This window comes from Vibrio sp. 2433-A1, assembly GCF_056726085.1.
Window position 1 is genome coordinate 1 of record NZ_JBRESC010000002.1, and the last position, 21,929, is coordinate 21,929.

Below are 21,929 nucleotides of genomic sequence, written 5' to 3' on the forward strand. Positions count from 1 at the left end.
CTTGGCGACCATAGCGATTTGGACCCACCTGATTCCATGCCGAACTCAGAAGTGAAACGAATTAGCGCCGATGGTAGTGTGGGGCTTCCCCATGTGAGAGTAGGACATCGCCAGGCTTTAAATATTGTTACCCGTGTATACGTGTAACCACATCATCAGTGTACTAATCTGACGATGACAATTTGTGGAGAGATGGCTGAGTGGTTGAAAGCACCGGTCTTGAAAACCGGCATACGTTAATAGCGTATCTAGGGTTCAAATCCCTATCTCTCCGCCACATTGAAAAGCCTCGCTCGAAATAGCGAGGTTTTTTTCATTGTTTAAGCCCGTTGCTAATGCAACGGGCTTTTTGCGTTTTATGGCTAAGTCTTATAGCGATCTTTGGTATGCTATAAAAAACACCTCTAATGCAGTTGCTGATGATTAATAACGTAAACCTCGCAGATATTCGCTCTTTTGTGTTAATTGCCCAGCTTGGTAACTTCACTAAGGCTGCGGAAGCACTTAACGTTTCTCGCTCTCATGTATCTCGTCAGATCTCTGCCTTGGAATCTCGCATGGGCGTGAGTTTAGTTACCCGGACAACGCGATCATTGAAATTAACCTACGCAGGGGATCGCTTTTATAAGCAATGTGAGTCGGCACTGATGCAGGTAGAGCAAGCTTTGTTAGCTGCGGTTGATGATACTGAGCAGGTGCAAGGTCATATTCGAATTAACAGCGTTGGCGGTCCTTTAGGAGAGGATGTCGTTGCCAATTATGTTGGTCAATTTATGCGCCAACATCAGGATATTACCGTAGAGATAGATTTCTCTAGCCCACGTATCGACTTGATTGAAGATCAGTTTGATATCGCTTTTCGAATGGGAAAACTCGAAGACGCGAACTTTATTGGCCGTCACCTGAGTGATATTGCAATGGTGACCCTAGCCAGCCCAGACTACTTAGCGACTTATGGGGAACCTGAGCACCCGAAACAACTATTAGAGCATAGGATTTTACGTGGTTCAGTAACTCGTTGGAGCTACCAGCATCAGACAGATGGGAGTCGTTATGAAGTTTCGGTATCAGCACATCTAGTATGCAAGAATGGGCGGGCGCTCGTTGCTGGTGCGTTGCAGGGTAATGGTATTATCCGCGTACCTGCAATGTACTGTATGGATGAAGTTGAGCAAGGTTCTTTAGTACCAATAATGGGTAACTGGAAAGTTGACTCGGTGCCGCTTTATGCCATTTATCATCGCGACAAGTATCAGCCTAAACGTTTGCAGGCATTTATTGAGTTTATGCAGAGTAAGTTTGGTAGCCAATAGATATGAAAAAGCCGACACTCATTGCGTGTCGGCTTTTTACTAACAATCACCCATTAATTTTGGGATGAGCTCCACTGGCTTAAGAGCGGTTCGCTACTTTATCGCGCAGTGCTTGCTTCTCTTCATCAGAGATGAACGCCAGTTCAACGCCGTTGATTTGAGCTTGACGAATTTGCTCTTGAGATAGACCTGCTTGAGGTGCTGCAACTTCGTATTCGTAAGGAAGTTCAATACCTTCAACTGCTGGGTCATCAGTGTTTATGCATGCTAGAACACCGTGCTCAAGGAACTGCTTAAGAGGGTGGTTGGTGAGTGACTCAACGGTACTAGTTTGGAAGTTAGAAGTCAGACATGACTCAATACCAATGCGGTTTGCTGCCAAGTAATCCATTAGCTTAGGATCGTGGATAGCTTTAACACCGTGGCCGATACGTGTTGCACCTAGCTCTTGAATTGCTTGCCACATACTTTCTGCGCCAGCAGCTTCACCAGCGTGTACCGTTACGTTTAGACCTGCGTCTTTTACCTGTGCGAAGTGTTTAACAAAGCGATCGCCTGGTTGACCAAGCTCATCACCAGCTAGGTCAACGGCAACAATGTGATCTTTTTGCGTCAGGATTGCATCTAGCTCTTGCTGACATGCGTCTGTGCCAAATGTACGGCTCATGATGCCGATTAGGTTCGTTTGGATACCAAAGTCACGCATACCTGCTTGGACGCCATCTACAACCGCTTCAACGACGCCTGCAACTGGAAGCTTGTGTTTCATTGCCATGTAGTATGGAGAAAAACGCAGCTCAGCATAATCAATTTGAGCGTTAAGCGCGTCTTCAACGTTTTCGTAAGCAACACGGCGACAAGCGTCGAGATCACCCAGTACAGCAACCCCCCAGTCTAGCTTTGAAAGGAACGCAACAAGTGATGGCTCCGCTTCAACGATTTGAACGTGTGGAGTCAGAGACTCAACATCGTAAGCAGGTAGAGCAACACCAAACTTCTGACCTAATTCTAGGATTGTTTTTGTGCGGATATTACCATCAAGGTGACGGTGCAAATCTGTGAGAGGAAGATTTTTGGTTATCATTATCGTCGTTCCAATTAAATGAATTGAGCTAAGTATAAGAATCAAAGATAGAAGTGTCAGTAGATTAAGAGCATAAAACCAACCATATATGTTGGTTTTTATTTCATGTTAACCAAATCTGTTGGCCATTCATCGAATGGAACTGGTCGGCTGTATAGAAAACCTTGCCCTTGTTGGCAGTTGATCTGAGTCAGCATTTGAGCTTGCTCTGACGTTTCGATACCTTCTGCCACTAAGGTGACTTTCATACCCCGTGTCATGTTAATGATTGCAGCAACAATCGAAGTATCTAAGTCTTGTGGTGAGAGTTTATCAACAAATGTACGATCGATCTTGATGCAGTCAAATGGCAGTTTATGTAAATACGCCAGAGAACTATAACCAGTACCAAAGTCATCAATGGCAATATGAACGCCTAAGTCCCTTGCTGCTTGCATGTTTTGTAAGATCACCGGATCGTTATCAACAATGCGTGACTCAGTGACCTCTAAGGTTAGATTGGTTGGTTTTAATGTTGATTGAGTCAGTATTTTTTGCAATGTTGAGATGAAATCTGGCTGAGAAAGTTGATTCACCGATACATTGACGTGCATGTGAAAGCCAGAGTCCCATTTGCCTTCTTTAATGCCTCGTACCGTGTCATTACACGCTTGTAGCAGAATTTGCTCTCCAACCGCTTCGATTAAGCCGCTCTCTTCTGCAATTGGGATAAACTCCAATGGAGAAATAAGCCCAGAAGAAGGCGACAACCAACGTGCCAGCGCTTCAGCTCCGATTACCTCACCGCTGCTAAGGTCAATTAAAGGCTGATAAAAGGGGACAAATTCTTGGTGTTCAATCGCGTCTTTAATTTTCGCGACCATCAAGGTGCGTTTGCGTGAAATGTCTGCCATTTCAGGGCGATAGAAGCTGATATTCGACAGTTCTCTTTTGGCATTGCTTAGAGCAATACTGCCATTGCGTAGCCATAACGTCATATTGAAATCAGGACCACTTTCGACCACCCCAATAGATACGCTTATGACGACATTATCTTGTCCCATGATAAAAGGGGAAGCAAACACTTGATGAATACGGTTGGCCGCAAGAATCAGATCTTGTTCTGTTTGCATTTTTGGTGTGTAGATGGCGAATTCATCGCCGCCTATTCTGGCTAGATAGTGATCTTCGGAATAAATGGAATGTAATCGCTGAGAAATGTTGATGAGCAGCTGGTCACCCTTGTAGTGCCCTAGGCTGTCATTGATATCACGAAACTTCTTGATGCCGACTAGCATCAAAGAGCCATTGAGGGTTGGAAGCTTATCACAGCTATCAATAAGGCCTTCTCGGCTATATAGCTTAGTTAGAGAGTCATAAAGCAATTGGGAACGCAGGGCGCGGAATGAGGCCTTGAGGTTATTGGCCATTTCATTAAACGCATACACTAACATGGTTGTTTCGTAGATATTGCCCGGCTGAGGCATGCAGCTTTCCCAGTCCCCTTTGGCAAGATGCTTTGCTGCACTCGCGGTTGAAGTGATTGGTGCCACGACTCTGTTGAAAGCAAATAAACCCAATGCAATACCAATTAGGCTGGCGATGATACCAATAATCCAACTGTTTCTTTGGCTTTCTGGTAGCTTACCAAGCAAGTCAGACTCTGAAATCGCAACACCGATATACCACTTAAGGCCGTGCTCATCCACATAGGGAGTAAAATGGTTAAAGTAGCGCTGATTATTTATTTCGAGCGCGAAGCGTTGAAAGCCATCTTGGGAATAAAGTTCATTGGCTTGAGAGTATTTAGCATTGGCTTTTACTATGGGATTAGCACTTTCGCTTGCTAGGAGACGCTCGCCTTTTTTGCTAAAAGGCGTTCCCCAAGAAACAACAGTGCCATTAGTTGAGTGGGCAACCAATCTTTTCTTGTCGTCCACAAGGTAAATAACAGCATTAGTCTGCTGTTGCAGATCTTTTAGAAATAAATTGAAGGTATCAATTTTGACGTCTGTGACAACTACACCTTGGAAGTTTTGGTCATAAAATACCGGAGTTAGGGCGGATAAGGTAATTTCTTGTCTTTCATCTGCGTTGGCATAAATGGACGACCACATAGGTGTGAGACTTTTTGCCACAGGGGCATACCAAGGACGGATTCGAGGGTCATAGCCATTGATCACCGAACGTATATCTTGACTGATAGTCTGACCACGATAAATGACTAAGCTCTGATCTGTTCGGTCATCTTGAACCATCAAGGTGTAAGCTTTGTTTGGCTCTTTCCTAAAACCAATATACTCAGCTCCCTCACCACCAAATCCAATAACATCCAATTGCGGGATAGAATGATAGAGTGAGCGAAATGATGTCAGGAAGTAGCGTTCAATGTCACTGGTATCACCTTGTTGGTAGAGGCGGTTGAAGCTAATCGAGTGGCTTAGCGCCAAGCTTGCTTGAAAGGGTTCATTTAGAAAGCGATTTAATTCAAGGGTGACGTTATTGGTTAAGGCTGATAATTGCTTGTCACTAATATCAACGACCATCTCTTCATAGCTATGCTTCTGGACAATCACTATAACCCCGATAGTAATGATGAAAATCATTACAAAAGGCAGTACAACCGCGGTTCTTAGCGTGATTTGTGTGGTCGTTGACATAAATAGCTTCTATTGTTACCGTGCTTTATGTTGTATCTTTTATGGTAAATGCAATCGAGGCTTTTGGTTAAAAAATAGGTAATCTCGCTCTAACTCAAATAGAGTAAACATTACCTATTATTACTAACGAGCTTGATTGGTGTTGAGTTAGTTACTAATTAATAAAGCTCCTTTAGCTTTCTCGTTAGCGTGTTTCGCCCCCAACCTAAAACCTTTGCTGCATCCTGCTTATGGCCATTGGTATGTTCTAGTGCCGCTTCCAAAAGTATACGTTCAAATTCAGGAAGTGCGTAAGAGAGAAGCTCTGTATCGCCCTGAGTCAGCGAGTTTCTCGCCCAACTTGCCAATTGTTGCTGCCACGTTCCTGAAACAGTTTGTTCTCCTGCAGCTTTCTCTTCGAAAAGTTCCGGCGGGAGATCGCTTGGAAGTACCTCACTACCACTTGCCATAACGGTTAGCCAACGGCAGATGTTTTCTAGCTGGCGAACGTTACCAGGCCAATTAAGTTGAGTCAGTGTGTCAGCTGTTGATGGGTGGAGTGTTTTAACATCGACCCCTAACTCTTCCGCAGCCAGAGCTAAGAAGTGTAATGTTAGCTTTTCAACGTCCTGCTTACGCTCACGCAGTGCTGGGATCTGAATGCGAATCACATTTAAACGGTGAAATAGGTCTTCGCGGAAGCCACCTTTATGCACCAACTTTTCAAGATTTTGGTGAGTCGCGGCTACGATTCGTACATCCACTTTGATCGGTGAATGGCCGCCAACACGATAAAACTGCCCATCGGCGAGTACCCTTAACAGCCGAGTTTGAATGTCTAGGGGCATATCACCGATTTCATCTAAGAAAAGCGTGCCGCCATTGGCTTGCTCAAAGCGCCCTTGCCTGACGCTGTTCGCTCCAGTAAATGCGCCTTTCTCATGGCCGAAAAGTTCAGACTCGATCAGGTCCTTTGGGATTGCTGCCATATTAAGAGCAATAAAGGGTTTACTGGCTCTTGGGCTATGGCGATGCAACGCATGGGCGACCAACTCTTTACCCGTACCAGACTCACCATTAATGAGCACAGAGATGGAAGAGCGTGACAGCCTGCCAATGGCACGAAATACTTCCTGCATTGCCGGCGCTTCACCAATAATCTCAGGAGGGGTGTAGTCCTCTTCTGCCAATGAGGCTTGACCTTGTTTTTGCTCTTGGCTGTGAGCGATCGCGCGTTCGACCAGTGTCAGTGTTTCATCAACATCAAAAGGTTTAGGTAGGTATTCAAATGCGCCTTTTTGGTAGGCGTTTACTGCAGCATCAAGGTCGGAGTGCGCCGTCATGATAATCACTGGCAGTTCAGGAGAGCGGTCGTTGACTTGTTTTAACAGCTCCAAGCCATCCATTCCCGGCATGCGAATATCAGAGACGAGTACATCGGGAGTTTCACGTTCGAGCGCCATCAGCACGCTTTCTGCGTCCGAGAAGGTCTCACATTTTATATTGGCTGATGAGAGCGTTTTCTCCATCACCCAACGAATGGAACTGTCGTCATCAACAACCCAAACATACCCTTTACTCATAGTCTCTTCCTTCCGGCAATGCCAATAACGTCAAATTAAATTGGTAAATATATTGTGAATGTTGTTCTACCAGGCCAGCTCTCGACATCGATCTTACCTTGGTGTTGGTCGATAAGGTTTTGGGCGATGGATAAACCTAGCCCTGTGCCACCTTCTCGCCCACTGACCATTGGGTAGAAAAGGGTATCTTGTAGATCCGCAGGAATGCCCGGTCCGTTATCGATAATTTCGATACGAGCGGCGAGTTTGCAACGTTGACCGTGGATATTGGCTTGATGCACCGTTCTGGTGCGAATGGTGATCTGGCCATTATCTTGATCTCGCAAAATTTGCCCAGCGTTACTTACTATGTTGAGTAGCGCCTGCTCAATTTGCGCCGCATCCATTAAGATGTCAGGTAAGCTCGGATCGTAGTCTCGCTCAATTTCGATGCTTTGATTGGCCTCTAAATCGACCAGTTGACGAACTTTCTCTAAGATCAGATGCAAGTTTTCCTGCTTCTTCTGCCCGGGTTTTTGTGGGCCAAGTAGTCGATCGACCAAGGCTCGGAGTCGATCGGCTTGCTCGATGATGATTTGGGTATATTCAGTGAGGCTAGGATCAGGCAGCGTTCTTTCCAGCAATTGAGCGGCACCTCTTAAGCCACCGAGCGGGTTTTTTATTTCATGTGCTAAACCACGGACCAACAATTTGGCCGCTTGTTGCTGTGCATGTTGGTTGAGTTCTTGGCTAAGGCGACGCTGCTGACCGATTTTTCGCATTTCGACCAACAGCATTAACTCTTTATTCCACTCTATCGGGCTTACCGTGACCTCAAGCATCAGTGGCTTACCATCGACAACAAAAGTCACGTCGCTATCTGTGATACTTTGCCCGCTTTGTAACGGCTGAGAAAGTAAAGCGAGGTCCATAGAGGCGTGTTGAATGAGGTGCGACAGTGGGTGCTCGGTAATTCGCTTAGCACTTTGAGAGAAAAGCTGTTCTGCCGCTGGATTGGCATACTTCACCTGCAACGATTCATTCATGATTAAAATCGAAGTGACTTGGTGATTTAAAATAATATTGTTTAGATCGCTATCCACTGCCTTACCCTATCCTTGAAGTCCTTTGCACTAAGTTGGTGCAAGTCATTTTTCAAGTATGGCGCATTCAACAATAGAACTGAAGTGAAATAGTGAGATGCCTCAAGCTTTCGGGGCTATCGACACGGGTTTCACTGTTGAGCGTTGTAAATGCACCGTAATAGTTTGAGACGATGCAATAAGCTTGCCGTCCCTAACTAATTGAATAACAAATGAGTGTGAACCGCGGTCGATGTTTTTTAACTGCCAGTTCGGGTTTGTTGTCGGCGCGGCATATTTTGCGCCATTGAGGGTTAATTGCAGCAGTTCTCCCGCGATTAACTCACGACTTAACACTGCTTGTACCGTGATTGCACCACTATTGCTTCTTAGCGCTTCATCGTTGTTAGGGGTGGTGATGGTGATCGACAGGGGCTTAGCCGTGAGCGCTTGAGTTTGAAGTGGTTGTGCTGCTTGCTGAGAGGCTTCTAACTGATGAGGAGCGGGCTGTTCAAGGTTGGGCAATTCGATAGCTTGAGCCTGGTTATGATTTGGCGCATCGTCGAAGTGCAAAATGCCGTTTTGGTCGGTCCAAGTGTAGATAGTTTGGCTGTTTGACTGTGCACTAAACAGTAGTGCGATAACCCCCAAGAAACTGGTGACTTGCATTGTTCGCCCTCATGTTGTGAAGACAAGATACTAGCAGGGGCGCTTTTACTTAGGACAATAGAAAAGGCTCGCCTGCGAGGCGAGCCTTAAATTCATGCAACACGATCGAATGTTAGCAATGAAAATCGATTATACAGAGTAGTAAAGTTCGAACTCTAGTGGGTGAGTTGTCATGTTTACTTTCTCTACATCTTCAGATTTCAGACCGATGTATGAGTCGATGAAGTCGTCAGAGAATACACCGCCAGCAGTTAGGAACTCACGGTCAGCATCTAGCTCTTCTAGAGCATCTTTTAGTGAGTAAGCCACTGTTGGGATCTCTGCTGCTTCTTCAGCTGGTAGATCGTAAAGGTCTTTATCCATCGCTTCGCCTGGGTGAATCTTGTTCTTAATACCGTCAAGACCAGCCATTAGCATTGCTGCGAAACACAGGTATGGGTTAGCCGCTGGGTCACCGAAACGAACTTCGATACGACGCGCTTTAGGGCTTGGTACCACTGGGATACGGATAGAAGCGCTGCGGTTACGTGCCGAGTAAGCAAGCATAACAGGTGCTTCGAAGCCTGGTACAAGACGCTTGTACGAGTTAGTTGATGGGTTTGCAAATGCGTTGATTGCGCGAGCGTGCTTGATGATACCACCGATGTAGTGCAGAGCCATTTCAGATAGGCCGCCGTACTTGTCACCAGCGAATAGGTTAACGCCATCTTTTGCTAAAGATTGGTGAACGTGCATACCAGAGCCGTTATCACCAACTAGTGGTTTAGGCATGAATGTCGCTGTTTTACCGAATGCGTGAGCAACGTTGTGTACAACGTACTTGTAGATTTGGATTTCATCCGCTTTAGTCGTTAGCGTGTTAAAGCGAGTCGCGATTTCGTTCTGACCCGCAGTCGCAACTTCGTGGTGGTGCGCTTCAACAACAAGACCCATCTCTTCCATGATTAAACACATTGCAGAGCGGATGTCTTGTGAAGAGTCAACTGGAGCTACTGGGAAGTAACCACCTTTAACGCCAGGACGGTGACCTTTGTTACCTTCTTCGTAGTCAGAGCCTGTATTCCAAGCTGCTTCCACGTCGTCAATCTTGAAGAAAGAACCAGACATGTCAGTTGCGAACTTAACGTCGTCAAATAGGAAGAACTCTGGCTCAGGACCGATAAGTACAGTGTCAGCAACACCAGTAGAGCGCATGAAGTCTTCAGCGCGCTTAGCGATAGAGCGTGGGTCGCGGTCATAACCTTGCATAGTTGCAGGTTCAAGGATGTCACAACGGATGTTTAGTGTTGCATCTTCTGTGAATGGGTCAAGAACCGCTGATGATGCGTCAGGCATCATTACCATGTCTGATTCGTTGATGCCTTTCCAGCCAGCAACAGAAGAACCATCGAACATCTTACCTTCTTCGAAGAAGTCTGCGTCAACTTGGTGAGAAGGTATAGAGATATGCTGCTCTTTACCTTTAGTATCAGTAAAGCGTAGGTCAACAAACTTAACTTCGTTTTCTTGGATCAGCGATAGAACGTTTTCTACTGACATCTTGGATAACCTCCAGTGTTATTAATTCGGTATTAGCGTGATTTGAAATAAATCCAGCATTGATTAATTTCATTTCAATCGTATTAATCGATGCTGATTTTACTAAAGCCAAAACCGTGCCAAAAAATTATTCCATTAATTTTCAATAAATTAGCGGGCTATGTGTAAGAGAGGTGCACTATTTTGCACCAAAATGATCTTGCTTTGCACTTAAATGGTGCGTTGGTGTGGTTATGCACCAATAGTAAACAAAATCGATTCCATTCAGCCGAGTTTTGCCCATGATGTCAATGAGGATTTCTCCTTACTCGGAGCCAGCTTGCGTTTCATCAATAAATTAACTTCGCAAAAGTAGCGAATCAGATCACATATTTCTGGGTTTTTCGCTAAAATCTGGTACATTATGGCCGTTTTTTTAATCAAATAAGTTCGCTGAGATTTTCGGCGGGCTACCTATATCGAGCGAATCAAATCCATGGCTACTCCACAGATTGATAATTTAAGAAATATCGCGATCATCGCGCACGTTGACCACGGTAAAACTACACTGGTTGATAAACTACTACAACAATCAGGTACTTTAGAGTCTCGCGGCGAAGCTGAAGAGCGAGTCATGGACTCAAACGACATCGAAAAAGAGCGTGGTATTACCATTCTTGCTAAGAACACAGCAATTAACTGGAATGACTACCGCATCAACATCGTAGATACTCCGGGACACGCGGACTTCGGTGGTGAAGTTGAGCGTATCATGTCGATGGTTGACTCTGTGCTACTTATCGTTGACGCAGTTGATGGCCCTATGCCACAAACGCGTTTCGTAACGCAGAAAGCATTTGCTCACGGCCTTAAGCCAATCGTTGTAATCAACAAAATTGACCGCCCTGGCGCTCGTCCTGACTGGGTTATGGATCAAGTATTCGACCTATTCGACAACCTAGGTGCAACTGATGAACAGCTAGACTTTAAAGTCGTTTACGCTTCAGCACTAAACGGTTGGGCAGCGCTTGAAGAAGGCGAAACTGGCGAGAACATGGAGCCACTATTCCAAACTATCGTTGATGTTGTTGATGCACCAAATGTTGACCTTGATGGTCCACTGCAGATGCAAGTTTCTCAGTTAGACTACAGCTCTTACGTTGGTGTTATTGGTGTTGCTCGTGTAACTCGTGGTAGCGTTAAGCCAAACCAACAGGTAACAGTGATCGGTGCTGACGGTAAGACTCGCAACGGTAAAGTGGGCACAGTAATGGGCTACCTAGGCCTTGAGCGTCACGAAGTTTCTGAAGCGAATGCTGGTGACATCATCGCGATTACAGGTCTTGGCGAACTGAAAATTTCTGACACTATCTGTGCGCAGAACCAAGTTGAAGCGCTACCAGCACTGTCTGTTGACGAACCAACAGTAACAATGACGTTCCAAGTAAACACTTCTCCGTTTGCGGGTAAAGAAGGTAAGTTCGTAACGTCACGTAACATCCTTGAGCGTCTTGAGAAAGAATTGGTTCACAACGTTGCACTACGCGTAGAGCAAACTGACGATCCAGACAAATTCCGCGTATCAGGTCGTGGTGAACTTCACCTATCTATCCTGATCGAAAACATGCGTCGTGAAGGCTTTGAGCTAGCAGTATCTCGTCCAGAAGTAATCATTAAAGAAGAAGATGGTCAGCTAATGGAACCGTTCGAGACTGTAACGATCGACGTTATGGAAGAGCACCAAGGTGGCATCATGGAGAACATCGGCCTACGTAAAGGTGAGCTGACTGACATGTCTCCAGATGGTAAAGGCCGTGTACGTATGGACTTCATCATGCCATCTCGTGGTTTGATTGGTTTCCAAACTGAGTTCATGACATTGACATCAGGTTCTGGTCTTCTTTACCATACGTTTGATCACTACGGTCCACACAAAGGTGGTGAGATCGGTCAACGTATCAACGGTGTATTAATCTCTAACGGTATGGGTAAAGCGCTAACAAACGCGCTATTTAACCTACAAGAACGTGGCCGTATGTTCATCGGCCACGGTGTAGAAGTTTACGAAGGCATGGTTGTTGGTATCCACAGCCGTGATAACGACCTAACCGTAAACGTACTAAAAGGCAAGCAGCTAACCAACGTTCGTGCATCTGGTACTGATGACGCACAGGTTCTTACTCCGCCAATCAAGATGACTCTTGAGCAAGCATTAGAGTTCATCGATGATGACGAACTAGTAGAAGTAACACCTGAAAGCATCCGTATCCGTAAGAAGTTCCTAACGGAAAGCGATCGTAAGCGTGAAGCACGTAACGCTAAATAATTTTAGCGCCTAGATAAAAAAGCCCCGAGTAGTGATACTGCTCGGGGCTTTTGTTATATAAGAGGCTATCTTTGCTAGAGTTCGAGAGCCTGCTCGATAAAGCGGACGCGCTCTTCTAACGCCATAAAAGGTACTTCAACCACCTCAAAGCCTAGCTGTTGATAAACCGCGACTAACGCGTTGTGAATCGCTACAGCACCTTTAAACGGATAGGGTCTTACTTCATCTTGAACATAGATGCTGCGCTCTGGGTGACAGAAAAAAGCTTGTCGATGATAGCCTTTGCTTTCTGTTCGGTAGCAAGGTTCTATTTCTAGCCCTGCTTGTTGCAAGTAACCGCAAATATCAGGAATCGCACGATCGAGAAACGCCACCTCAAATTGATTCGCTTGATGTTTCTGCTCTGCCATCGTGGCAAGGCATAAACGAGCAAACCCTGGTAGATCAAGCCAAGGTAAGACGCCATTGGTTAATTGGCTTTGTTCTTCGATTAACTGGCGAGAGGCTTCGGCAAAAATCTGATAGCCATTGGCACTAAGTGCATCGATCAGTGTAGTTTTACCTGCACCTGGCCCGCCAGTGATGATGATAGGTAGCATCGATTGAGTTACTCCTGATTTTGGCGTTCTAGACATTTATCGACTCAGTAATCGCAGCAATAACATGTAACATGGGCTGATTTTTTATTGTTTTGTTACTTGTTGTAAATCTGGTCATTAATCATTTCAAATTCACTACCGTTCACCTTGGTTAGTGTAAAAAGAACGTTAAGGGCGCTAGTCAATGCTTGTAGTGACTATTTTGCATCTTTAACGTAAACCATTATAAGGTTTCGTTTGTGGTAGCTTATTTGTTTTATCGTAGATGGCATGCTGTGAGGATAAAATTGCTCATACAATGTCTAGTAAGTACGGCATGATGGATTCCTTTTGAATTAGAATGTTAGGATGACGGAGTTAATAGGGAGGTTCAAGTTGAAAATCGAGTCATTGTTCAAACAGAGTATGCTATTTAGTCGCTATCTATTGAGCCGAACGAATCATGATAGAGTCAGTGTTAATGCAGGCTATTTGGCTTATATTACGTTGCTCTCGATTGTTCCTATGATGACGGTTTTATTCTCGGTGTTATCTTCAATCACCGTCTTTGAAAATGCTGGCGATGCAATCCAAGATTTTATCATTACGCATTTTGTTCCTGCTGCGGGAGATGCGGTAAAAGGGGCGCTGCTTGAGTTTGTATCAAATACTGGCAAGATGAGCACTGTTGGGGCTGGCTTTCTGTTTGTTGCAGCGTTGATGCTGATCTCCAACATTGATAAAAACCTTAACTATATTTGGCGGGTGAAGAAAAAGCGCCGCGCAGTCATTTCTTTTTCAATTTACTGGATGGTACTAACGCTTGGGCCAATATTAGTCGGAGCCAGTATTGTAGCGACATCATATATCACGTCACTCAAAATTCTTGAAAGCGAAACGGTGTCAGGTGTTTATAACCTGCTATTACGTTGGCTTCCGTTTTTATTGTCGCTGTTTGCTTTTGTCGGCTTGTATCTATTGGTACCAAACAAGAAGGTGCGTATTTCACATGCCTTAATTGGTGCGATTGTCGCAGCGCTTCTGTTCGAGGCAAGTAAGAAAGGCTTTGCTGCCTACATCACTCAATTCCCATCATATCAATTGATTTACGGCGCTTTAGCAGCGATACCGATCCTATTCGTATGGGTATACTTGTGTTGGTTGATTGTACTTATTGGTGCCGAAGTAACGGCTACCCTGGGGGAAAGGGAACAGTGGTGCGAGTGTGAAGAAATGGTACACTCTGCGGAAAGTTTAAAAACACAGCAAGTAGAAGGAAAAGGCAGTGATTGCACTGATTCAGAGAGTAAGTGAAGCAGCAGTTCGTGTAGATGGTGAAGTGGTTGGCGAGATCGGCCAAGGTCTACTGGTGCTGTTGGGCGTTGAGAAGGACGATGATGAAGCGAAAGCGAAACGTCTGATGGAACGTGTCACCACTTATCGTGTATTCGGTGATGAAGAAGGCAAGATGAACCTCAACGTTAAACAGGTTGAGGGGAAAGTGTTGGTTGTCTCTCAATTCACGTTGCCAGCGGATACTAAGAAAGGTACGCGCGCAGGGTTCTCTCGTGGTGCCCATCCGGCGGATGCCGAGCGTTTATATGAGTACTTTGCTGACCGTTGTGCTGACGTGCTACCCACTCAACGTGGCCGCTTTGCCGCGGATATGAAAGTTTCTTTGGTCAACGATGGCCCCGTGACCTTCTGGTTGCAAGTATAATTACAAGGCTAGCAGAGAGGTTTTATACTTCTAGAAAAGGATTTACATGTTTAAGCTGATTACGCCGAAGACAGAAAAACAACTCAACAAGTACTATCACTTTCGTTGGCAAATGCTAAGAGAGCCTTGGCGTATGCCAATTGGCTCAGAACGTGACGAATACGATCCGATGGGACTTCATCGGATGATTGTTGATGGACGTGGCCGACCAATGGCGATAGGTCGCTTATACATTACCCCTGACAGTGAAGGTCAAATCCGTTTTATGGCGGTAAAAGGCAACCGACGCAGTAAGGGGATGGGATCATTAGTGCTTGTTGCTCTGGAGTCGTTAGCGCGCCAAGAGGGTGCTAAGCGTTTGGTGTGTAACGCCCGTGAGGACGCGATTTCATTTTATGAAAAGAATGGTTTTGAACGTCGCGGTGAATTAACCGATGAGCGTGGCCCAGTAAGACACCAGCAGATGGTCAAGCAACTTGACCCAATGGCCAATGTACTGCGCAAACCTGAGTGGTGTACCGAACTACAAGAGCGTTGGGAGCACCAAATTCCGATCAGCGACAAGATGGGGATTAAGATTAACCAGTACACAGGTTATCAGTTTGAGTGTAGCGCCCAGCTTAACCCGAACTTGAACCCACATAACACCATGTTTGCCGGCTCTGCTTTTACCCTTGCTACATTGACTGGCTGGGGGATGACTTGGCTGTTGATGAAAGAACGTAACCTAAGTGGTGATATTGTCTTAGCAGATAGCCAGATTCGTTATCGCCAACCTGTCACCCAAAACCCAGTTGCATCGACCTCTTTAGACGGTATCAGTGGTGACTTGGATCGCTTAGCATCAGGGCGTAAAGCACGGATTGTTATCCATGTGACTATCTACAGCGGCGATCAAGCGGCGGTCGAGTTTATCGGCACTTATATGCTGATCCCAGATTATAAAGTGGTACTTGGTCCTGACTCGGGCTCAGAATCCTGATCATCTTCTACCTGTGGCGCTTTAGGTTCAGTATGCTTTGGAGTGTCACAGGTTGCTTTAATCACATTTGCCCCATTAATTAGATCGGACCAAAGCTGTAAGCAAGGCTGCTCAGATTTAAGTAGTAGAGTAGCAAACTGAGGCTTGGTTAGATCCATTTCCCCTGCAAGCTGCGTAGCTCCTTTGCTTGAGTGAACGGCAATGCGTCCTCGATCGGCCTTAAGTTGAATCTCATCAAGGTCAAGCTTCTGCTGGTAGCTCTGCTCTCCATCGATACTTTTTGCTTCAAGGCTAGCTTGGCGCAAGTAGGCAGTCACCTGTCCTGATAAGCTGTGTGACAACATCGAGTAGTCGCCAGATAAACCATCTAACTCAACTTCAACTTCGGCCGCGCCAGAAAGTGCAAAAGGCAAATACTGTTGCAGGTGGTATTGGTCGAGGGGAACTCCATCGGCATGAATGGAAAATTGCCAAGGTGCACTGACTCTGCTTCTATCCCATGTCCCATTTGCTTCAATATAGCCCTGTTCTAGGGGAATAAATGCGCGCTCCAAGGTAAACTTACGTTGATTAGCAAAAGCACTGACATGCGCTTGAGTGGTTAGCAGTTTATCAATACTGGCTGAATTGGCGCTAAGCTCGAATTGCCCTTCAAATAAGCCCAGTTTATTTTGCTCGATTAGCGTAAGGTCACTTCCTTCTATGGTCAGCCCGGAGACTTGCCAATAAGGCTTATGTTCCACTTGAATTAATTGGGTGTTGTTGACCTTTAGATTGGCTATCGAAAGGCGCTGTAGTGGAGAAAGCAATGCTCTCATCGTTGGGGCGAGTTGCTCAGTATCTTCTAGCCATTTCACGCCAGTAACCGATAGCTGGTCGAGCGCCACCTGTTGCGGAGTCAGCTTACCTTTTAGCTGTACTCGTCCTTGTTTGAAGTCACTGTCGAACTCATCAATGCTAATTTGATTGGGGGTAAAGGTCACTTTTGCGCGTGGAGAAAATACCGCTAAGCTCGGGTGGCGAATACTGTCAGCATTAAACGAGGCATAACCTTGCTGTTGTTGCCATAACGGCTTATCGAGTGAGAGAGCCTCAATCGAGGCATCGAGATGTTTGAATTGCCACAAACCGTACGAGAACGAGCTATTAAGAATATCGAGACTATTTATGTGGTAGATCGGCAAATTAAAGTTAGCCAATGTGGTGAGCAAAGGGCTGATTTGCTGTGACTCGGAGAGCGAGAGTTTATCAATCGTGACGTTGATCAGTGACCAACCTTGCGGGTACTGCTCTGCTTGGCCTGAAATGTTTGCGCCTCGCCAATTGAAGGAGCTGCCAAAGATAGTGCTATCTTGATTCTGGTAGCGCATATCCACTAAGAGATTATCTAACGCTTCTCCATGCATGTAGAGCTGCTGTGCTGAAAGTTGGATATCTCCGAAAGGCAGTTGTTGCTGCTGTGTTTGCCACTTTGGTTGTTCGATTTGGAGATTGACGCCGCGCGCCGACCAACCTGGACTGCTAATATCCGTCTCTCTTAGAGCGAGCTGGTGGAGGCTCAACTGTGAAAGTAGGGCGGATTGGGTATGTTTGAGATTGAGAGTTGCTCCCTCAATCAATATCGAGTCAAAGGCGAGCTTACCGTTTTGCCAAGGTTGCTGGCTGAGCCATAAAGTCAGTTTAGGCAGTGATGTGCGCGCATCATCTTGACCGATAACAACGTCTTCAAGGGTTAACTGCAGCGGAGGCGTGTAGCTCGCTTTGGTAGCCGTCACTTGGTATGGGGTGAGCTGATTAAGCAGCGCATTGACGAATGGTGTGGCGTAGCGCGTCTGCATAACTGTATACAGGCCAAGAGCAGACAGAGCGATAATGCCGATAACAATCAGTGTTAGCAGCAAGAGTGCTTTCTTCACAGTAACCCACATTCCGATAGTGAACAGTGTTACTAGCTTGGAACACTTTTGCATTACAAGCAACAAAAAGCCCCTCAAAAGAGGGGCTTAGCTAAACATTTACTGTCGATATCACTAATCTAGCTGAGGACCTGCCGCAACCAATGATTTACCTTCGTCATTGTCAGTGTACTTATCAAAGTTATTGATAAAGCGGCTTGCGAGATCCTTCGCCTTACTTTCCCACTGTAGTGGGTCAGTGTAAGTATCACGTGGATCTAAGATTCCTGGGTCAACATCATGCAGTGCGGTTGGTATTTCAAGGTTGAAGATAGGAATGTGCTTAGTTTCAGCTTGTTCAATTGAGCCATCTAGGATCGCATCGATGATGGCACGCGTATCTTGAATTGAGATACGTTTTCCGCTGCCATTCCAGCCTGTGTTTACTAGGTAAGCTTCTGCACCCGCTGCTTCCATACGTTTCACCAGTACTTCTGCGTACTTAGTAGGGTGCAGTGTTAGGAACGCTGCACCAAAACAAGCAGAGAAGGTTGGCGTTGGCTCTGTAATACCACGCTCAGTACCAGCTAGCTTAGCAGTAAAGCCTGATAGGAAGTGGTACTTAGTCTGCTCAGGTGTCAGCTTAGAGACTGGTGGTAGAACGCCAAATGCATCAGCCGATAGGAAGATCACTTTGTTGGCATGACCTGCTTTTGATACTGGCTTAACGATATTCTCAATGTGTTCGATTGGGTAAGAAACACGAGTGTTTTCCGTTTTTGAACCGTCATCGAAGTCGATTGAACCGTCAGAGCGAACCGTCACGTTTTCTAGTAGCGCATCACGGCGAATTGCGTTGTAGATGTCTGGCTCAGCTTCTTTTGAAAGCTTGATGGTTTTCGCGTAACAACCGCCTTCAAAGTTGAACACGCCGTCGTCATCCCAACCGTGCTCATCATCGCCGATAAGCTCGCGTTTCGGATCAGTCGATAGCGTAGTTTTACCTGTACCAGATAGACCAAAGAAGATCGCCACATCACCGTTTTCTTTACACTTGTTGGCGCTACAGTGCATAGAAGCAATGTCTTTCAGAGGAAGGAAGTAGTTCATCATCGCGAACATACCTTTCTTCATCTCACCGCCGTACCAAGTGCCGCCGATAAGTTGCATGCGCTCAGTTAGGTTGAACACAGTGAAGTTTTCAGAGTTTAGGCCGTGCTGTTCCCATTTCTGGTTAGTACACTTAGCGCCGTTCATCACCACGAAATCAGGTTCGAAAGTCGTTAGCTCTTCTTCGCTTGGGCGGATGAACATGTTTTTCACAAAGTGCGCTTGCCACGCTACTTCAGTGATCACACGAATGCTAAGACGAGTATCTGGGTTTGCCCCGCAGTATCCGTCGATGACAAAGACACGCTTGCCTGACAGTTGCTCTGTTACTAGCGTCTTTAGGTCATTCCACACTGCTTGGTCGATTGGCTTGTTATCGTTTTTTACTGCATCTGACGTCCACCACATATGCTCTTCAGTGGTTGCATCTTTCACAATGTACTTATCTTTTGGTGAGCGGCCGGTAAAGATACCGGTATCAACAGCAACAGCGCCTAATTCTGTCACAGTGCCTTTTTCGTAGCCTTCCAGATCAGCGCGAGTCTCTTCTTCGAACAACATTTCGTAGCTAGGGTTACGAATAACCTCTTTTACGTTATGAAGCCCGTGTTTGGTAAGATCAATTGTTGCAGCCTTAGTATGTTCCATAACGGTCATAGGTGCTCCTTATTGGAATATTTTGTAGGGATTTTGTAATAACTTTTTAATTTTTATCTGCTCACCATGCTAGCAATGGGCCTCTTAGAAAACAGGGATATAGCTCAAAAAATACCCGTAATCATGTTGGGGTTTTAAGTGACTCATCACATATTGGTACGGTTAGTTTATCGTGTGCGCAAAGCTTTGCGCTAGGGCAAAAGTATTATTGTTTGTCTAAAATTAACCGGTTGTTTTATTACGGGGGAGGCTAGGTAATACGGGGCTTTGATCACAAAAAGGCCAGCGTGCGCTGGCCTTTTGAAAGGTAAATTACAGGCTTGCTATGCCATAAAAATTAATGCAGTTTATTTCCGCCTGAAGTTGCGTGCGAGAACAGCTCTTCTACGTCAGCTGAGTTGAACGAATAGTTCGTGCCGCAGTAATCACAATGTAAAGAAATTGAGCCAATCTCTGCCAAAATGTCATTTACTTCCGCGCGATCGATAGTCACGATCGCCGCGCCACTACGCTCACGAGAACAGCCACAGAAGAACTCAACAGGTTGAGGGTCAAACAGGCGTACTTTTTCTTGGTTGTAGAGGCGGTAAAGTAGCTTGCTTGCTTCTAAGCTAAATAGCTCTTCATTTTTAACTGTATTAGTCAGTTGCTCTAGGTGCTCAAAGTCATCCGGTGAACCAGTGCCATCAGGAACGACTTGAATCAGCATGCCAGCAGCGTGTGCTTGGCCTTCGTACTCACCTGTACGTAACCATAGGCGGGTTTTAAGCTGTTCTGAATTAGCGAAGTAGCCCTCTAGAACCTCAGCTAGGTTATCGCCTTCCAGTGCAACGATACCTTGGTAACGTTCGCCTTTCTTAGGATCGATGGTGATCACTAAGTAACCTTTACCCATCATGTCGTGGATCGTCGCGTCATCGGCGATGTCACCCTCAAAACGAGCAACACCGCGGATCTTCTGATCGTGATCGCCATTAATTACCGCGAGAGATACCGGACCATCACCTTGCAGCTGCATAGTGATAGAACCTTCGAACTTTAATGTCGCGGTTAATAGAGTTGTTGATACCAATAGCTCCCCTAGCAGCTTTTGTAGTGCTGCAGGGTATTCCTTGCTTGAAATAATTTGCTGGTAAGCGTCATCCAACTGTACCAACTCACCACGTACTGAAAGGTCTTCAAATAAGTAGCGATTCAAAACATTGCTTGCCATGTGGCGATTCCTCGTAAATCTGGTAGAGCTTATTGGTGTTTAAATTTAATGATGTCGCGGCGCTGCTTCTTGTCAGGGCGGCGATCTGGGCTCGGGTTATGTGCATGAAGTTTCCGCTGCGCTGCGTTTTCTTCGCGTTTGCTTACACTCTCTGCGGTTTCTGAGTAGAGCAGTTGTGCTTCCGGAGCCCCGCGTCGTTGGTCAGAGATTTTTTCAATCACCACAACTTTTTCTTCGTGGCCTTGTCTTAGAGTGATTACTGCACCAAGTTCGACCGCTTTGCTAGGTTTACTGCGCTGGCCATTATAATGGACTTTGCCACCATCGACCATGTTTCGAGCGATGGAACGAGTCTTGTAAAAACGCGCTGCCCATAGCCACTTATCGAGTCTTACTGCTTCGGTTTGGGAACCCATAGTGCTTTGTGCCCTCTAAGGTGATGAATCTTTGATTCCAAATAGATGCAGTAACAATGGTGATGGATGCCCCATTTTTCAAGCGAGATCAAAAAAAAAGGGTATTGTGAAATTTCATACATAGGCTTTGACGTTTAGCTTGTGTCATAGTCTGATACAATGATCAGCTAAGTTATTAATAAGTTACCAATTCTGACAAGCTTGTTGGAGTGGCTATCGACCAGCTAAACGGTGTAACGAATGCATCAGACTAATAGTAAGGATAGTGAGTGAAGCAAAACAGTGCCCAAGCACTATATAAGCTCAGCGAATCGTTAAAGGAACCACACGTTCAGCAGCGCGCTAGCTATACCATTATGATTGTATTATTGGCGATCAGCGCATGGATTATTGGCCAAATGATTTGGCAGCCCTGGAGTACTCCATCAGTATCTCAATGGCGTCCAGTTAATGTGACTCCGAGTGGTAGCGATTCCGCAGGCGGTATCGATATTTCTGAACTGCAGAATAGTCATCTGTTTGGTGAGCTAAATCAGACCGCGCCTGTCGTGGATCAACCTAAGCTGCAAGATGCGCCTAAGAGCCGTCTCAATGTAGTCTTAGTTGGTACTGTGGTGAGCTCAAATGCAGGAAAAAGCCTAGCGGTGATCGCCAATCGTGGTCGTCAGGCGACTTATGGCATTAATGAGGTGATCGAAGGTACTCGGGCGAAACTAGTTCAAGTTCAGTCTGATCGCGTGATCATTGATAACTCTGGACGCAATGAAACAGTGATGCTGGAAGGCCTTAAGTACAGCAAACCTGAAGCTGCACTTAAGAGTAAAGCAGAGACAAGTTCGACTCACAGCCAAGTGCCAGCAGAAGCTTTAGAGAAGATTCGCCAAGAGATTCGTCAAGACAGTTCAAAGATTTTCCAGTACGTGCGTATGTCACAAATAAAGAAAGATGGCGACGTAGTGGGATATCGCTTGTCACCAGGCAAAGATAAAGCGCTGTTTGAGTCGGTTGGCTTGAAGCAAGGTGATATTGCCGTGTCAATTAACGGCTTAGATTTAAAAGACCCCTCGGTAATGAGTCAAATCTTTAAGAATTTGTCTCAAGTAACTGAGTTAACGCTGACGGTAGAACGTAATGGTCAGCCGCATGAAATATACATTGAATTATAAGAGTGTCGCACGCAGTGGCA

Annotated in this window: 17 protein-coding genes, 1 tRNA gene and 1 rRNA gene; 8 read left to right on the plus strand and 11 right to left on the minus strand. The window is 45.7% G+C overall.

Annotation, left to right across the window (positions count from 1 at the left end):
* The 3 genes from rrf to ACU01J_RS02465 all read left to right on the plus strand — a co-directional run bounded on the left by rrf (nt 1) and on the right by ACU01J_RS02465 (nt 1,313).
* A 5S ribosomal RNA gene (rrf, locus tag ACU01J_RS02455) occupies nt 1-116 on the plus strand.
* Between the two features lie 70 nt (nt 117-186).
* Nucleotides 187-277 (plus strand) — tRNA-Ser (locus tag ACU01J_RS02460).
* 142 nt (nt 278-419) lie between these two features.
* Nucleotides 420-1,313: a LysR family transcriptional regulator gene (locus tag ACU01J_RS02465; protein WP_481084265.1), complete on the plus strand. Its 894-nt coding sequence runs from the start codon at nt 420-422 to the stop codon at nt 1,311-1,313.
* Between the two features lie 79 nt (nt 1,314-1,392).
* Here the strand turns inward: ACU01J_RS02465 and add are convergent, their stop codons facing one another.
* From add to glnA, 6 genes are all read right to left on the minus strand, one after another.
* On the minus strand, nt 1,393-2,397 hold the full coding sequence (gene add, locus ACU01J_RS02470; RefSeq protein ID WP_481084266.1) for an adenosine deaminase: 1,005 nt from the start codon (nt 2,395-2,397) through the stop codon (nt 1,393-1,395).
* A 98-nt stretch (nt 2,398-2,495) separates the two neighbouring features.
* Nucleotides 2,496-5,036, minus strand: a complete 2,541-nt coding sequence (gene gepA / locus ACU01J_RS02475; protein WP_481084267.1) for a phosphodiesterase GepA — start codon at nt 5,034-5,036, stop codon at nt 2,496-2,498.
* Between the two features lie 158 nt (nt 5,037-5,194).
* Nucleotides 5,195-6,598 carry a nitrogen regulation protein NR(I) gene (gene glnG, locus ACU01J_RS02480; protein ID WP_481084268.1) on the minus strand — a complete coding sequence of 468 codons (1,404 nt, stop codon included), beginning with the start codon at nt 6,596-6,598 and terminating at the stop codon, nt 5,195-5,197.
* Nucleotides 6,599-6,633: 35 nt separating this feature from the next.
* Nucleotides 6,634-7,680, minus strand: coding sequence for a nitrogen regulation protein NR(II) (gene glnL / locus ACU01J_RS02485; RefSeq protein ID WP_481084269.1), 1,047 nt, complete (start codon nt 7,678-7,680; stop codon nt 6,634-6,636).
* Between the two features lie 102 nt (nt 7,681-7,782).
* Nucleotides 7,783-8,328 carry a DUF4124 domain-containing protein gene (locus tag ACU01J_RS02490; RefSeq protein ID WP_481084270.1) on the minus strand — a complete coding sequence of 182 codons (546 nt, stop codon included), beginning with the start codon at nt 8,326-8,328 and terminating at the stop codon, nt 7,783-7,785.
* A gap of 129 nt (nt 8,329-8,457) precedes the next feature.
* Nucleotides 8,458-9,867 (minus strand): glutamate--ammonia ligase, encoded by a 1,410-nt coding sequence (glnA, locus tag ACU01J_RS02495; RefSeq protein WP_481084271.1) that lies wholly within the window; start codon nt 9,865-9,867, stop codon nt 8,458-8,460.
* Nucleotides 9,868-10,342: 475 nt separating this feature from the next.
* On the opposite strand from glnA, the gene typA reads away from it, so the two are divergent.
* The gene (typA, locus tag ACU01J_RS02500; RefSeq protein ID WP_481084272.1) at nt 10,343-12,172 is read left to right on the plus strand and encodes a translational GTPase TypA; all 1,830 of its coding nucleotides are present in this window, start codon (nt 10,343-10,345) and stop codon (nt 12,170-12,172) included.
* Between the two features lie 74 nt (nt 12,173-12,246).
* Here typA and ACU01J_RS02505 read toward each other — a convergent pair whose 3' ends face one another.
* A complete protein-coding gene (locus ACU01J_RS02505) occupies nt 12,247-12,771 on the minus strand; it encodes an AAA family ATPase (RefSeq protein WP_481084475.1) in 525 nt (174 codons plus the stop codon).
* Between the two features lie 375 nt (nt 12,772-13,146).
* Between ACU01J_RS02505 and ACU01J_RS02510 the strand changes: the two genes are divergently transcribed.
* The 3 genes from ACU01J_RS02510 to ACU01J_RS02520 are packed head-to-tail and all read left to right on the plus strand — an operon-like array spanning nt 13,147 to nt 15,452.
* Entirely contained in the window at nt 13,147-14,064 is a 918-nt protein-coding gene (locus tag ACU01J_RS02510; protein WP_481084273.1) for a virulence factor BrkB family protein, read from the plus strand.
* Nucleotides 14,036-14,470, plus strand: a complete 435-nt coding sequence (gene dtd / locus ACU01J_RS02515; RefSeq protein ID WP_481084274.1) for a D-aminoacyl-tRNA deacylase — start codon at nt 14,036-14,038, stop codon at nt 14,468-14,470. Before ACU01J_RS02510 ends, dtd begins: the two co-directional genes overlap by 29 nt.
* Nucleotides 14,471-14,516: 46 nt before the next feature.
* On the plus strand, nt 14,517-15,452 hold the full coding sequence (locus ACU01J_RS02520; protein WP_481084275.1) for a bifunctional GNAT family N-acetyltransferase/hotdog fold thioesterase: 936 nt from the start codon (nt 14,517-14,519) through the stop codon (nt 15,450-15,452).
* On the opposite strand, the gene ACU01J_RS02525 is transcribed toward ACU01J_RS02520, so the two are convergent.
* The 4 genes from ACU01J_RS02525 to hslR all read right to left on the minus strand — a co-directional run bounded on the left by ACU01J_RS02525 (nt 15,410) and on the right by hslR (nt 20,743).
* A complete protein-coding gene (locus tag ACU01J_RS02525; RefSeq protein ID WP_481084476.1) occupies nt 15,410-17,368 on the minus strand; it encodes an AsmA family protein in 1,959 nt (652 codons plus the stop codon). The genes ACU01J_RS02520 and ACU01J_RS02525 overlap by 43 nt on opposite strands.
* Before the next feature lie 114 nt (nt 17,369-17,482).
* Nucleotides 17,483-19,114 carry a phosphoenolpyruvate carboxykinase (ATP) gene (pckA, locus tag ACU01J_RS02530; protein WP_481084276.1) on the minus strand — a complete coding sequence of 544 codons (1,632 nt, stop codon included), beginning with the start codon at nt 19,112-19,114 and terminating at the stop codon, nt 17,483-17,485.
* Nucleotides 19,115-19,451: 337 nt separating this feature from the next.
* A complete protein-coding gene (gene hslO / locus ACU01J_RS02535) occupies nt 19,452-20,327 on the minus strand; it encodes an Hsp33 family molecular chaperone HslO (protein ID WP_481084277.1) in 876 nt (291 codons plus the stop codon).
* A gap of 29 nt (nt 20,328-20,356) precedes the next feature.
* Nucleotides 20,357-20,743, minus strand: coding sequence for a ribosome-associated heat shock protein Hsp15 (gene hslR, locus ACU01J_RS02540; protein ID WP_481084278.1), 387 nt, complete (start codon nt 20,741-20,743; stop codon nt 20,357-20,359).
* Between the two features lie 269 nt (nt 20,744-21,012).
* Between hslR and gspC the strand changes: the two genes are divergently transcribed.
* Complete coding sequence (gene gspC, locus ACU01J_RS02545) at nt 21,013-21,909, plus strand: type II secretion system protein GspC (protein WP_481084279.1); 897 nt, start codon at nt 21,013-21,015, stop codon at nt 21,907-21,909.
* Nucleotides 21,910-21,929 lie beyond the last annotated feature (20 nt).